The organism is uncultured Cellulomonas sp., assembly GCF_947494015.1.
Classification (GTDB): Bacteria; Actinomycetota; Actinomycetes; order Actinomycetales; family Cellulomonadaceae; genus Pengzhenrongella.
Genome location: NZ_CANLTL010000003.1, coordinates 58,678 through 71,370 on the forward strand (window position 1 = coordinate 58,678; position 12,693 = coordinate 71,370).

General features: G+C 73.9%; 13 protein-coding genes. 11 read left to right on the forward strand and 2 right to left on the reverse strand.

Features of this window, described 5'->3' with window-relative positions; translation table 11 throughout:
• Positions 1–55 precede the first annotated feature (55 nt).
• The gene (locus Q0840_RS03955) at positions 56–919 is read right to left on the reverse strand and encodes a DUF3097 domain-containing protein (protein ID WP_298456688.1); all 864 of its coding nucleotides are present in this window, start codon (positions 917–919) and stop codon (positions 56–58) included.
• Positions 920–1,150: 231 nt separating this feature from the next.
• Between Q0840_RS03955 and Q0840_RS03960 the strand changes: the two genes are divergently transcribed.
• The 5 genes from Q0840_RS03960 to Q0840_RS03980 all read left to right on the forward strand — a co-directional run bounded on the left by Q0840_RS03960 (position 1,151) and on the right by Q0840_RS03980 (position 5,839).
• A complete protein-coding gene (locus Q0840_RS03960) occupies positions 1,151–2,278 on the forward strand; it encodes an EAL domain-containing protein (RefSeq protein ID WP_298456690.1) in 1,128 nt (375 codons plus the stop codon).
• Positions 2,279–2,385: 107 nt separating this feature from the next.
• Entirely contained in the window at positions 2,386–2,559 is a 174-nt protein-coding gene (locus tag Q0840_RS03965; RefSeq protein WP_298456692.1) for a DUF1059 domain-containing protein, read from the forward strand.
• 172 nt (positions 2,560–2,731) lie between these two features.
• Entirely contained in the window at positions 2,732–3,751 is a 1,020-nt protein-coding gene (hrcA, locus tag Q0840_RS03970) for a heat-inducible transcriptional repressor HrcA (RefSeq protein ID WP_298456694.1), read from the forward strand.
• A gap of 181 nt (positions 3,752–3,932) precedes the next feature.
• A complete protein-coding gene (dnaJ, locus tag Q0840_RS03975) occupies positions 3,933–5,054 on the forward strand; it encodes a molecular chaperone DnaJ (protein WP_298456696.1) in 1,122 nt (373 codons plus the stop codon).
• Positions 5,051–5,839, forward strand: a complete 789-nt coding sequence (locus tag Q0840_RS03980; protein ID WP_298456698.1) for a 16S rRNA (uracil(1498)-N(3))-methyltransferase — start codon at positions 5,051–5,053, stop codon at positions 5,837–5,839. The genes dnaJ and Q0840_RS03980 overlap by 4 nt, the downstream gene beginning before the upstream one ends.
• Positions 5,840–6,021: 182 nt before the next feature.
• On the opposite strand, the gene Q0840_RS03985 is transcribed toward Q0840_RS03980, so the two are convergent.
• On the reverse strand, positions 6,022–7,491 hold the full coding sequence (locus Q0840_RS03985; RefSeq protein WP_298456700.1) for an HNH endonuclease signature motif containing protein: 1,470 nt from the start codon (positions 7,489–7,491) through the stop codon (positions 6,022–6,024).
• Between the two features lie 410 nt (positions 7,492–7,901).
• On the opposite strand from Q0840_RS03985, the gene Q0840_RS03990 reads away from it, so the two are divergent.
• The 6 genes from Q0840_RS03990 (at position 7,902) to era (ending at position 12,647) form a co-directional block, all read left to right on the forward strand.
• Positions 7,902–8,336, forward strand: coding sequence for a DUF1810 domain-containing protein (locus Q0840_RS03990; RefSeq protein ID WP_298456702.1), 435 nt, complete (start codon positions 7,902–7,904; stop codon positions 8,334–8,336).
• A 40-nt stretch (positions 8,337–8,376) separates the two neighbouring features.
• Positions 8,377–8,718: an HIT domain-containing protein gene (locus tag Q0840_RS03995; RefSeq protein ID WP_298456704.1), complete on the forward strand. Its 342-nt coding sequence runs from the start codon at positions 8,377–8,379 to the stop codon at positions 8,716–8,718.
• A gap of 101 nt (positions 8,719–8,819) precedes the next feature.
• Positions 8,820–9,905, forward strand: a complete 1,086-nt coding sequence (locus Q0840_RS04000; protein ID WP_298456705.1) for a PhoH family protein — start codon at positions 8,820–8,822, stop codon at positions 9,903–9,905.
• Entirely contained in the window at positions 9,902–10,354 is a 453-nt protein-coding gene (gene ybeY, locus Q0840_RS04005) for an rRNA maturation RNase YbeY (RefSeq protein ID WP_298456708.1), read from the forward strand. Before Q0840_RS04000 ends, ybeY begins: the two co-directional genes overlap by 4 nt.
• A 95-nt stretch (positions 10,355–10,449) precedes the next feature.
• Positions 10,450–11,745: a hemolysin family protein gene (locus tag Q0840_RS04010; protein ID WP_298456710.1), complete on the forward strand. Its 1,296-nt coding sequence runs from the start codon at positions 10,450–10,452 to the stop codon at positions 11,743–11,745.
• Positions 11,742–12,647 (forward strand): GTPase Era, encoded by a 906-nt coding sequence (gene era / locus Q0840_RS04015; protein ID WP_298456712.1) that lies wholly within the window; start codon positions 11,742–11,744, stop codon positions 12,645–12,647. The genes Q0840_RS04010 and era overlap by 4 nt, the downstream gene beginning before the upstream one ends.
• Positions 12,648–12,693 lie beyond the last annotated feature (46 nt).

Genomic DNA, 12,693 nt, shown 5'->3' on the forward strand with positions numbered 1-12,693 from the left:
CCCTGATCGGCGTGCTGAGGCACCCTGAGGTCCGGCCGCGCCGGCACGCCCCGTCCTAGCCGGTGACGAAGTCGATCAGCTCCTCGACCCGGCCCAGCAGCGAGGGCTCGAGGTCGGCGTAGCTGCGCACGGACCCGAGGATCCGCTGCCAGGCCCGGGCGACGTCGGCCTGGTCGCCGGCGGGCCAGCCGAGCTCGCGCAGGATGCCCAGCTTCCACTCGGTCCCGCGCTCGATCGTCGGCCAGGCCGCGAGCCCGAGCCGCTCGGGTCGAACCGCCTGCCAGACGTCGACGTACGGGTGGCCGAGCACGGTGACCGTCCCGGCCGGCGCGGCGCGCACGGCCTCGGCCGCGATCCGGCTCTCCTTCGACCCCGCGACCAGGTGGTCCACGAGCACGCCCAGCCGGCGACCGGGTTCGGGTGCGAAGTCGCGGATCGCCCCGGCGAGGTCGTCCACCCCGTGCAGCGGCTCGACGACGACGCCCTCGATCCGCAGGTCATCGCCCCACACCTTCTCGACGAGCTCGGCGTCGTGGCGACCTTCGACCCAGATCCGGCTGCCGCGCGCGACCCGCGCCCGGGTGCCGTGCACCGCGACCGAGCCGGACGCCGTCCGGGTGGGCCGGGCCGGCGTCGTCGTGCGCGGTGCGGGCGGGGTGAGGACCACGGGCGCGCCGTCGACCCAGAAGCCGGGCCCCAGCGGGAAGCTGCGCGTGGCCCCCCGGCGGTCCTCGAGCACGACGACGTGCATGCCGCCGGTCTTCTCGACCCGCACGACGGCGCCGACCCAGCCGGAGGTGACCTCCTCGACCACGAGCCCGGGCTCGGCCGCCACGGGCGTGGAGGCGGGGCGTCGGGGGCGGTGCGCACCGGCGGATGCGGAGGCGAGGACGTCGGTCCCGTAGCGGTCGTGGCTCACCGGGCGAGCCTAGGGAGCCCGCGCGTGGACGCCCGGCCAGGACACGCGGGCACCACCCGTCGTGACGCCGGTCGCCGGAGCGGGGCCCTGCGGGGCCGGGCCGGGGACCAGCCCCCGGCCCTGCGTCGGGGTGCGCCGGCGCACCACGGCCGCCGGTCCTCATGATCGGCCCCGGCTGACCGATACGGCTCACAGACCCGACCCTCGGGCGCGACAGGAGAGCGAGCACCGATGACGCACGACACGGGCCTGCGGCCGGCTGTCGTCGCCGACCCCACGTGGGAGACGGCGCTGCGCAACGTGCTCGGCGGACGTGGTCTGCGCCTGGTCGCCCAGCCCATCATCGACGTCGCCCAGGCGCGGGTCGGTGGCTACGAGCTGCTCGCCCGCTTCGACGGACCCCCCGCGCGCTCGCCCGACGTGTGGTTCGAGGAGGCGCGGTCGCGGGACCTCGACGGTCCGCTGACCATCCAGGTGCTGCACGCCCTGCACCGGCTGCGGACGGACCTGCCCGCCGGCACGTTCTGCACCGTCAACGTCGAGCCGCACCTGCTGGCCCGGGACGACGTCCGCGACGCCCTGCTGGGCAACGGCCGCCTCGACGGCGTCGTGGTCGAGCTCACCGAGCACGTGTCGGCCGGCGACGGCGTCGTGCTGTGCGGCGCGCTGGACGCCGTCCGCGAGGTGGGCGGACTGATCGCCATGGACGACGCCGGCCAGGGCCACTCCGGTCTCGCCCGGATGATCGAGGTGCGCCCCGACCTCATCAAGCTCGACCGGGCGCTGGTCGCCGGCATCGACCAGGACCCGATGAAGAAGGCGGTCGTGCAGCTCGTCGGTGACCTCGCCGGCCAGCTCGACGCCTGGATCCTCGCCGAGGGGGTCGAGACCGAGCGTGAGCTCGCCGAGGTGATCCGGATGGGCGTCCCGCTGGTCCAGGGCTGGGCGGTGGGCCGACCAGCCGACGGGTGGCCCGGGCTCGCCGAGGACGCGCGGCGGTTCGTCGCCGACACCCAGGAGCGGACCGAGTTCGGCGACAACGTGCTGGCCCTGGTGCGCCCCGCCACGGTCCGCCCGCCCAACCTCGACCGGGACGGCGGCGAGCCCGGGTCGGTGCTGGTCGACTCCCACGGTCGCGCGGTGTCGGTGGTGGTGGTCGACCCCTCGGGGCGCTCCCACGACGTGCCCGCGATGCTCGTCGCGCCGTCGTCGGTCCCGGCCGACGTGCTGCGCCGCGCGATGACCCGGCCGCTGGGATGGCACTCGGCGCCGCTGGTCTGCACGGACGTGCGCGGCGGCGTGCTCGGGCTCGTGGAGGTCCGCGACCTCGTGGACCACGTGCTGAGCAAGGCGTCGTGACCGCCGGGCTGCCGTCGACCTGACCCACCGGCCGTCCGCCCGGACGGCACCCGATCTCCGTGGACACACCCGGTCCGCGGCGTGCTGCGAACGAGAGGACCCCCGAGATGAAGAAGTTCCGCTGCGGAGACCTGGTGCCCGGCTGCGCGATGACGTTCAGCGGCAGCACCGAGGAGATCCTCGCTGCCGTCGGCTCGCACGCTCGCCACGACCACGGCATGACCGAGGTGAGCCCCGAGCTCGTCGCGCAGGTGCGCGGGGCGATCACCCCCGTCGCCTGACGACCCCGCACCCCGGCGCCCGTCGGGCGGGCATCGGCCCGTCCGTCGGGCGTCCGCGCGTCGGACGGCGTCGGCGCGTGGGCGCCTGCGGCGCGACGACGTAGAATTGGCACTCACGATCAGCGAGTGCTACCCCGGTACGTCGCGTGGGTCCGGATCGGCGGGAGGTGTGATGAGCGAGGACCGCAGGCTCGAGGTGCTGCGGGCGATCGTCGAGGACTACGTCCAGACGCGCGAGCCCGTCGGCTCTCGCATGCTCGTCGAACGCCATGCGCTGGGCGTGTCGCCCGCCACCATCCGCAACGACATGGCGGCCCTCGAGGAGGGCGGCTACATCGCCCAGCCGCACACGTCGGCGGGCCGGGTGCCCACCGACAAGGGCTACCGGCTGTTCGTCGACCGGCTGTCGACGGTCAAGCCGCTGTCCGGCCCGGAGAAGCGTGCCATCCAGGCGTTCCTCGACGAGGCCGTGGACCTCGACGACGTCGTCGACCGCTCGGTGCGCGTGCTGGCCCAGCTCACGCAGCAGGTCGCCGTCGTGCAGTACCCGTCGCTGCGCCGATCGGCGATGCGGCACCTGGAGCTCGTGCAGGTGGGGGAGCGCCGGCTGCTGGTCGTGATCATCACCGACACCGGCCGGGTGGAGCAGCGCACGCTCGAGCTCGCGACGGCTCCGACCGAGCAGGTCGTCGGTGAGCTGCGGGCACGGCTCAACGCGCTCGCCGTCGGTCACCGGCTGGCCGAGCTGATCGTGCTGCTCGCCCACCTGCCCGAGGCGTTCGAGCCCGAGGCGCGTCCCCTCGTCGTCGCGGTCACCGAGATCGTCGAGGAGACGCTCGCGCAGGAGAGCGAGGAGCGGATCGTGCTCGCCGGGACCGCGAACCTCGCCCGGGGCGGCAGCGACTTCACCCGGAGCCTCGGCCCCGTCCTCGAGGCGCTCGAGGAGCAGGTCGTGCTGCTGCGCCTGCTGACCGAGATGGCGGAGGACTCGACCAGCGTCGCCGTCCGGATCGGCCACGAGACCCAGCACGAGGGGCTCACCGAGACGAGCTTCGTGACCACGGGGTACGGCGGGGACGGTGATGCGGTCGCCCGGATCGGGTCGATCGGCCCGACCCGCATGGACTACCCCGCCACCATGGCCTCCGTGCGAGCGGTGGCCCGGTACCTGTCCCGGGTCCTGGCCGGGTGAGCGGCCACCGTCCCGCCCGGCCGCCTGGCCCGTCCCGCCGCTCGCCCCGCGGCCCGGCCGGCAGCGCGTCAGGTCGCCCGCCAGATCGCCCGTGCGGCCACCCGGCGCGGCGACCGCTCGACCGGCCGCCCACCCGGCCCCATCACGTCCCGAGCCACCGTCCCCCCGCAGAGAGTGACCAGTGAGCGACTACTACGAGATCCTCGGCGTGGCGCGTGACGCCAGCCCCGAGCAGATCAAGAAGGCGTACCGCAAGCTCGCCCGTGAGCTGCACCCCGACGTCGCCACCGGCGACGGCTCCGAGGACCGCTTCAAGGACGTCTCGCGGGCCTACGAGGTGCTGTCCAACCCCGAGAAGCGTCAGGCCTACGACCGTGGCGGCGACCCGTCGGCCCCCGGCGGCGGCATGGGCGGCGGCTTCGGCTTCCAGGACATCTTCGAGACCTTCTTCGGCGCCGGGCAGGGCGGCGGCCAGCGCGGACCGGTACCCCGCGCGCGCCGCGGCCAGGACGCGCTGGTGCGACTGGAGCTGGATCTCTCCGAGGCGGCGTTCGGCGCCCGCCGTGAGATGCAGGTCGACACCGCGGTGGTGTGCGGGACCTGCTCGGGCTCGTGCTGCCGGCCGGGTACCTCGCCGCGCACCTGCGACGTGTGCGGCGGCCGCGGCGTCGTCCAGCGGGTCGCGCGGTCCTTCCTCGGCCAGGTCATGACCTCCTCGCCGTGCCCGGCCTGCCACGGGTTCGGGACCGTCATCCCCGACCCGTGCCCGGAGTGCTCCGGCGAGGGCCGGGTCCGCTCGCGACGGACATTGACCATCGACGTGCCCGCCGGGGTGGACACCGGCACCCGGATCAAGATGACGGCCCAGGGCGAGGTCGGACCGGCCGGCGGCCCCGCGGGTGACGTCTACGTCGAGATCCGCGAGCGTGAGCACGAGCGGTTCGTGCGTCAGGGTGACGACCTGCACTGCAGCGTCGAGATCCCGATGACGGCTGCCGCACTGGGCACGACCATCGCGCTCGAGACGCTCGACGGCGTGCGTGACGTCGAGCTGAGGCCGGGCACCCAGCCGGCCCAGGTCGTCACGCTGAAGAGCCTGGGGGTCGGGCACCTGCACGTCGGTGGGCGCGGTGACCTGCACGTGCACGTCGACGTCCAGGTGCCGACGACCCTCGACGACGAGCAGCAGGAGCTGCTGCACCGACTCGCGCAGCTGCGCGGTGAGGAGATGCCGGCGGCGAGCACGTCCCCGGCGCACCCGGGTGTGTTCTCCAAGCTGCGCGAGAAGCTCGCCGGCCGGTGAGCGCCCCGGTCTTCCTCGTGGAGGCCGGGGACCTCGACGGCGTCCTGGCGGGGGGCACGTTCCTGCTCGGCGGTGCCGAGGGTCGGCACGCGGGCGTGGTGCAGCGGCGGGCGCCGGGGGAGCGGGTCGACGTCGTCGACGGCGCCGGGGTGCGCCTGCGGGCGACCGTGCGGTCGGTGACCGCCGACGGCGTCCAGCTCGACGTCGCCGAGCGCGTCGAGGAGGCTGCGCCGCCGGTGCGGCTCGTCCTGGTGCAGGCCCTTGCCAAGGGCGACCGCGACGAGCTCGCGATCGAGGCGGCTACCGAGGTCGGCGCCGACGGAGTGCTGCCGTGGCAGGCCGAACGGTCGGTGGTGGTGTGGCGCGGCGACCGCGCGGCGAAGAGCCGCGCCCGGTGGGTCGGCACGGTCCGTGCCGCCACCAAGCAGTCGCGCCGTGCCCGGGTGCCGGACGTGGGCACCGCGGTGGACACCGGCGGGCTGGTGCAGCGGGTGGGCGCGGTCACCTCGAGCGGTGGGGCGGCGCTCGTGCTGCACGAGGAGGCGCGCACGGCGCTCGCCGCGGCCGCGCTGCCCGACGTCGAGTCCCACGCCGGTCCGAGTCCGGATGGCCGCGACGTGCTGGTCGTGGTCGGTCCCGAAGGCGGGATCAGCGCTCGCGAGCTGGCCCTGCTCGAGGAGGCGGGCGCTGTCGCGGTCCGGCTCGGGCCGCACGTGCTGCGGACGTCGACAGCCGGACCCGTGGCGCTGGCGATGCTGGCGGAGCGGCTGGGGCGCTGGGCCTGACGCTTCCGCGGGTGCCTGTGCCGGGACTGTGCTGTGTGCAGCGTCTGTGACGCGCGGGGGCGTCGCGTCCAGGTGCGGGTCGCCGCGGATTCCTCGCGCATCGCCCCGCCGCGAGCCGACCGGGTTGTCCCCATCGGTGCCCACGCCGGAGGAAGCGTTCTTGCGTTCTTGCCTTCTCGCAGTCATGCGCTTCTGGTGCCTCGGCCGGATGGTGACCGTGGCCGTACCCGTTCTGGGTCGATCTGGGTGCCGTGGGTGTCGTGGAATGTCCAGTGCTTTCCGTGGCGGTGGATCTGTATTTCGCGGCGGTGGATGAGGCCGTGGTGGTAGGTGCACAGGAGTATTCCGTTGTCGACCTTGGTGGCGCCGTGGTCGCGGGCCCAGTGCTGGACGTGGTGGGCTTCGCACACCGGTGGTGGTGCGGTGCAGGTGGGGTATTGGCAGTGCTTGTCGCGGGCGGTGATCGCGGCGCGTCGGTGTCGGGTGAAGGTGCGTTCGGCGCGTCCGACATCGAGGACCTCGGCGTGGGGTCCGAAGATGATGCGGTTGATCTCGCTGTCGCACGCGATCCGGTCCAGCAGCGCGCGGGGGACGGGGGTGCGGTCTTCGTACTGCGGCCCACCGGCCACGGCGCGACCGGTCAGCATCGCCGCGGTCACCGCCGGCGGGGTGCTGCCGATTGAAACAGGACCGCCCGTGCGGTTCGCCGTCTGCTCGAGCCGCGTGCCCTGCTCGGGGCGGGCGGGGGCGAGTCGTGCCAGTGCGGCCTCGGCGCGGGCGCGGAAGGTCGGCTCGTCGACCAGGACCGTGACCCGCGGGCGCACCGCCCGGCCGGTCCCGATCAGGCCGTGGTCGAGGGTGATCGTGGCCAGGTCGGCCAGGGCGTGGGCGCGGCGTTGGGTGGGGGTGCGGTCGTCGTCGACCGCCGGCACCGGGGTGACCGCCGCGAGGGCGGCCTTGAGGGTCTGGCCGTGCTCGATGGTGAGCTGCCCTTCCAGGTGGTACCCGTCGCCCATGCGTGAGAGCTCGAGGTGTTCGCGGTCGCCGGACTCGACGTAGCCGCGGTCGTCGGCGTCGGGGTCGGCGTAGGCGGCCCACTGCCGGGCCAGCACCCGCGTCTCGTCCACCGACAACCGCGCCGCCTGGTCGACCAGGAACGCCTCGTTGCACTCGTGCGCCGGGTCCGCCAGCACCTGGCGGCGCTGCGCCGTGGTGGGCGTCAACGTGGCCAGCACCTGGGCCTGCTCGACCGTGATCGCCCCGGTCGCGGCGGCCGCCGCGGTGGCGGGCAGGTGGTCGCGCAGGGCCCGGCCCAGGCGCACCTGCGCCCGGGCGGTCTGCACCGACACCTGGTGCTCGTGGGACACCCACACCGGGAACGACCGGGCACCACTGAGCGCCCACAGCCCGTCGGTGTCGATCACCGGCAGCAGCCGCACCCGGGCCACCACCGCCCGACTGGCCACCACCGCCAACCGGCGCGCCACCACCGCCGCCACCCGCCCGTCCACCACCGCCACGTCCAGACCAGCCAGCACGTCGACCGCAGCCTCCATCGCCGACAACGCCGCACCCACCTGGGGAGAAAAGCACGACGCGTCGCCCGACGCGGCGTCCCCCGACGGCGCCGGGACGGTATTGTCGACATTCATCGCCCGCCCCTTTCCGCCCGGTCCGGCCATGCCTCGCTGAATGCGATACGGAAAGTCTACGAGGAGCCACTGACATCCCCCGCTGCGGCCCTGGCGGCTGTGGATGAAATGTTGTCGTGAGCGACTGGGGGCGCATTGACCTGCATGCGCTCCTGCGGTCATTCATCCGGTCGCCAGAGCGTGTGGTGCGAAAGTCGGGCACGGGGGAGGCAGGCGAGCACGACACGGATGAGCTCGACCGGGCCCACACCTCGCTCGCACCGAGCGGCGTCCACCGGCGCCTCGGGAAAGGGTGCCAGCGCGGTCGCAGCCCGGCGAGGGCTGGGGTCAGCGCCGTCCTGCACACCCCTCGCGGCGACGCCGGCGCCTGCCCACGGCGCCGTCCGCCACGACCGGGCAGCATGGTGCGCATGCCGTCGGACCTCAGTCGTTTCGTCACCGCACAGGACCAGGGCGGCACGTACGCGACCGCGCTGACGGAGCTGCGCGCGGGCCGCAAGCGCAGCCACTGGATGTGGTTCGTGTTCCCGCAGGTCACCGGCCTCGGCCGCAGCGTCACCGCTCAGCACTACGCGGTCTCGGGGCTGGACGAGGCGCGCGACTACCTCGCTCACCCGGTCCTCGGCCCGCGGCTCCTGGAGTGCGCCCAAGCGTTGACGGCGCTCCCGCACAGCGATCCGGTGGCGGTGCTGGGCGCGGTCGACGCCCAGAAGCTGCGCTCGTCGATGACGCTCTTCCTCCACGCGGCCGTGGACGACATGGCCCACGACGCCCTCGCCGCTGTGCTCGACCAGTACTTCGCGGGTGAGCAGGACGACCAGACGGTGCGCCGGCTCCTGGCGTAGGCCTCGCCGCGGGCCGACACGCCCCGGCTACCCTGGCGCCATGCCCAGCGACTGCCTGTTCTGCCGGATCGTCACCGGCGAGGTGCCCGCCGACGTCGTCGCACGGTCCGAGCGCGCGCTCGCCTTCCGTGACATCGACCCGCAGGCGCCCCTGCACGTCCTGGTGATCCCGCGCGAGCACCACGCCGACGTGACGCAGCTCGCCGCCACGGACCCGGCGCTGCTGGCCGAGCTCGTGGAGCTCGCCGACACGGTGGCCGGGACCGAGGTCGGCGGCCAGTTCCGGCTCGTGTTCAACACCGGTCCGTCCGCCGGGCAGTCGGTGTTCCACGTGCACGGACACGTGCTGGGCGGCGCCCAGCTCGGCTGGTCGCCCGCCTGAGGGCAGCAGGCGCCGCCCGGCGGCGCGCTCGGTACGATGGACGTTCCGGCGCACCCACGGCGCCACCGGACCGAGGAGAACGCAGGCCGCCGGCCTCACCCATGGCAGAGAGCACACCTGAGCGTCGCGACCACCCGTCGGGCGCACGCGTCGAGCACCGCATCACGGTGCCGCCCGAGATCGCCATGGTCGCCCTGCTGGGCCTGCGCGACGAGGTCCTGCGGTCGATGGAGGAGGGGTTCCCCTCCGTCGACGTGCACGTCCGGGGCAACGAGATCAGCCTGGCCGGACCGGCGGGCGACGTCGCCCTGCTCGCCCGCCTGGTCGACGAGCTCGTCGACGTCGCGGCGAGCGGCACCCCGCTCACGGCCGACGTCGTGCGCCGCTCGGTGGTCATGCTGACCGCCGCCACCACGGCGCGGCCAGCCGACGTGCTCACGTTCAACATCCTGTCCAACCGCGGGCGCACCATCCGGCCCAAGACGGCGGGGCAGAAGGAGTACGTCGACGCGATCGACCGGCACACGGTCACGTTCGGCATCGGCCCGGCCGGTACCGGCAAGACGTACCTTGCGATGGCCAAGGCCGTGCAGGCGCTGCAGGCCCGGCAGGTCAGCCGCATCGTGCTGACCCGGCCGGCCGTCGAGGCCGGCGAGCGGCTCGGGTTCCTGCCCGGGGGCCTCACCGAGAAGATCGACCCCTACCTGCGCCCGCTGTACGACGCGCTCCACGACATGGTCGACCCGGACTCCATCCCCCGGCTCATGGAGGCGGGGACCATCGAGGTCGCGCCGCTGGCGTACATGCGCGGACGCACGCTGAACGACGCCTTCATCATCCTCGACGAGGCGCAGAACACCTCGACCGAGCAGATGAAGATGTTCCTGACCCGTCTCGGCTTCGGCTCGCGCGTGGTGGTCACCGGCGACGTCACGCAGGTGGACCTGCCCAGCGGCACGACGTCGGGCCTGCGCGTGGTCGAGGAGATCCTGCGCGACGTCGACGACGTCGCGTTCTGCCGGCTCAGCTCGGGCGACGTCGTCCGGCACCGGCTGGTGGGGGAGATCATCGACGCGTACGCGCGCTGGGACGCGCCCGGCGGCGGCGGGCGCCCCGAGCACCGGGCCGGCCCGGGCCGGGGCTCCCGGGAGCACGGCCGGTCCGCATCCGGGACGGGTGAGCGGTGAGCGTCGAGGTCAACAACGAGTCCGGTTACGCCGTCGACGAGGCCGAGTTCGCAGGGCTGGCCCGGCACGTGCTCGACGCGATGCACGTGCACCCCCAGACCGAGCTCGCGATCATGCTCGTCGGCACCGACGTGATGACCGAGCTCCACGTGCAGTGGATGGACGAGCCGGGCCCGACCGACGTGCTGTCCTTCCCGATGGACGAGCTGCGGCCCGGGACCCCCGGCGAGGTGACCCCGGCCGGACTGCTCGGTGACGTGGTGCTGTGCCCCGAGGTCGCCGCGCGGCAGGCGCGCGACGCCGGCCACTCCACCACCGAGGAGCTCCTGCTGCTGACGACGCACGGGATCCTGCACCTGCTCGGCTACGACCACGCGGAGCCCGAGGAGGAGAAGGAGATGTTCGCGCTGCAACGCCGGCTTCTGCTGACGTTCCTCGCCGACCGATGACCGCGCCCCTGCTCGTCTCGGCCGCGCAGGGGATGCCACCTCTCGCCCCGGCCCTCGCAGCGCCTCTCAGCGCAGCGCCCCTCAGCGCGGCGGCCGTGTCCGACGCCGTCACGTCCGGGCTGCCGGTGGGTCTGCTGATCGCCGTCGCCGCCGTCGGGTTCGGGCTCGCCGCGCTGCTCAGCGCCGGCGAGGCCGCCCTGCTCCAGGTGACCCGAGCGGCCGTCAGCGAGCTCGTCACCGGCGGGCACCCGCACGCGGGGCGGGTGCGGCGCCTCACCGAGAAGCCGGCCGACAGCGCGGCGTCCGCGGCGTTCGTCCGGCTGATCGCCGAGATGGGCGCGACCGCCTGCGTGACCCTCGCGCTGACGGCGACCGATCTGGCGTGGTGGGCGGTGCTGCTGCTCGCCGTCGCCGTCTCGGGTGTGGTCGCGCTGGTGCTCGTCCGGATCAGCCCGCGCACCCTCGGCCGACGGCACCCGATCCAGGTGCTGACGCTGCTGTCCGGGATGCTGAGCCTGGTCCGGACGGTGCCGATCGGCCGGCTGGCCCCCGACGTTCGCCGCACCGCCGAGGTGGACGAGGAGGAGCTGCGCGCCATGGTCGCCCGGATGACGGAGTCCGAGGGCATGCAGGAGGACGAGCGGGAGATGTTCCGGTCGGTCTTCGAGCTCGGGGACACGTTGACCCGCGAGGTCATGGTCCCGCGCACCGAGATGATCACCACCGAGTCCACGACGTCGCTGCGCAAGGCGCTGTCCCTCATGCTCCGCTCGGGGTACTCCCGCGTGCCGGTGACCGGCAGCTCGGTCGACGACCTGCGCGGGGTGCTCTACCTCAAGGACCTCGTCCGCCGGCTGCAGGACTCCCCGGGGTCCGCGGACGACCCCGTCGCGCACCTGTCCCGCCCGGCGGTGTTCGTGCCGGAGTCCAAGCCGGTCGACGAGCTGCTCCGCGAGATGCAGGCCGCGTCGTCGCACATCGCCGTCGTCGTCGACGAGTACGGTGGGATCGCCGGCCTGGTGACCATCGAGGACGCCCTGGAGGAGATCGTCGGTGAGCTCACCGACGAGCACGACCGCAGCGGGCCCGAGGTCGAGGACCTCGGGGACGGCACCTTCCGGGTCCCGGCGCGCCTGCCGGTCGACGAGGTGGGCGAGCTGTTCGACCTGGACCTGGAGGACGACGAGGTCGACACGGCCGGCGGGCTGCTCGCCAAGGCCCTCGGCAAGGTCCCGCTGCTCGGGGCCTCCGGCGAGATCCACGGGCTGCACCTGACGGCCGAGCGCGTCGAGGGCCGCCGCAAGCAGCTCGCGACCGTCCTCGTGCGCCTCGCTGCCGCCCACGACGAGCACGACGACCAGCCCCAGACCACACCAGGAGCCGCCCGATGACCGAGTTCCGATCCGGCTTCGCGTGCGTGGTGGGCCGCCCCAACGCCGGCAAGTCCACGCTGACCAACGCGCTCGTCGGTCAGAAGGTCGCGATCACGTCCGGCCGGCCGCAGACGACCCGGCACACCATCCGCGGGATCGTGCACCGCGAGGACTTCCAGCTCGTGCTGGTGGACACCCCCGGCCTGCACCGCCCCCGCACGCTGCTCGGCGAGCGCCTCAACGACCTCGTGCGCGACACCCTCACCGAGGTCGACGTCGTGCTGTTCTGCCTCCCGGCGGACCAGAAGGTCGGGCCGGGGGACCGCTTCATCGCGGCCGAGCTGTCCCGGCTCGAGGTGCCGGTGGTCGCGGTCGTCACCAAGTCCGACGTCGTGGGCAAGGGCCGGCTGGCCGAGCACCTGCTCGCCGTCGACGAGCTGGGTGAGTGGGCGGACATCGTGCCGGTCTCCGCGGTCGAGGGGTACCAGGTCGACGTGCTCGTGGACGTCGTCGTCGGTCACCTGCCGCCCGGCCCGCCGCTGTACCCGGAGGGCGAGCTCACCGACGAGCCCGAGGCCGTCATGGTCGCCGAGCTCGTCCGGGAGGCGGCGCTCGAGGGAGTTCGCGACGAGCTGCCGCACTCGCTCGCCGTCGTCGTGGACGAGATCGTGCCCCGGGAGGGCGCGGTGCCCGAGGGCCGGTCACCGATGCTCGACGTCCGGGTCAACCTGTTCGTGGAGCGCGACAGCCAGAAGGCGATCATCATCGGCAAGGGCGGGGAGCGGCTGCGGGACGTGGGCACCCAGGCCCGGCGCGGCATCGAGGCGCTGCTCGGCACCCGGATCTTCCTCGACCTGCACGTCAAGGTGGCCAAGGACTGGCAGCGCGACCCCAAGCAGCTGGGGCGGCTCGGCTTCTGACCGGTCGCCCGACGACGCCGGCCGGGCGCAGCCCAGCGGATCCCGG

What these genes read in the sequence shown, in the direction of transcription:
- Q0840_RS03960 (WP_298456690.1), top strand. Translation starts at nt 1,151, where the DNA reads ATGACGCACGACACGGGCCTGCGGCCGGCTGTCGTCGCCGACCCCACG.
- Q0840_RS03965 (WP_298456692.1), top strand. Translation starts at nt 2,386, where the DNA reads ATGAAGAAGTTCCGCTGCGGAGACCTGGTGCCCGGCTGCGCGATGACG.
- hrcA (WP_298456694.1), top strand. Translation starts at nt 2,732, where the DNA reads ATGAGCGAGGACCGCAGGCTCGAGGTGCTGCGGGCGATCGTCGAGGAC.
- Q0840_RS03985 (WP_298456700.1), bottom strand. Translation starts at nt 7,491, where the DNA reads ATGAATGTCGACAATACCGTCCCGGCGCCGTCGGGGGACGCCGCGTCG.
- Q0840_RS03990 (WP_298456702.1), top strand. Translation starts at nt 7,902, where the DNA reads ATGCCGTCGGACCTCAGTCGTTTCGTCACCGCACAGGACCAGGGCGGC.
- Q0840_RS03995 (WP_298456704.1), top strand. Translation starts at nt 8,377, where the DNA reads ATGCCCAGCGACTGCCTGTTCTGCCGGATCGTCACCGGCGAGGTGCCC.
- Q0840_RS04000 (WP_298456705.1), top strand. Translation starts at nt 8,820, where the DNA reads ATGGCAGAGAGCACACCTGAGCGTCGCGACCACCCGTCGGGCGCACGC.
- era (WP_298456712.1), top strand. Translation starts at nt 11,742, where the DNA reads ATGACCGAGTTCCGATCCGGCTTCGCGTGCGTGGTGGGCCGCCCCAAC.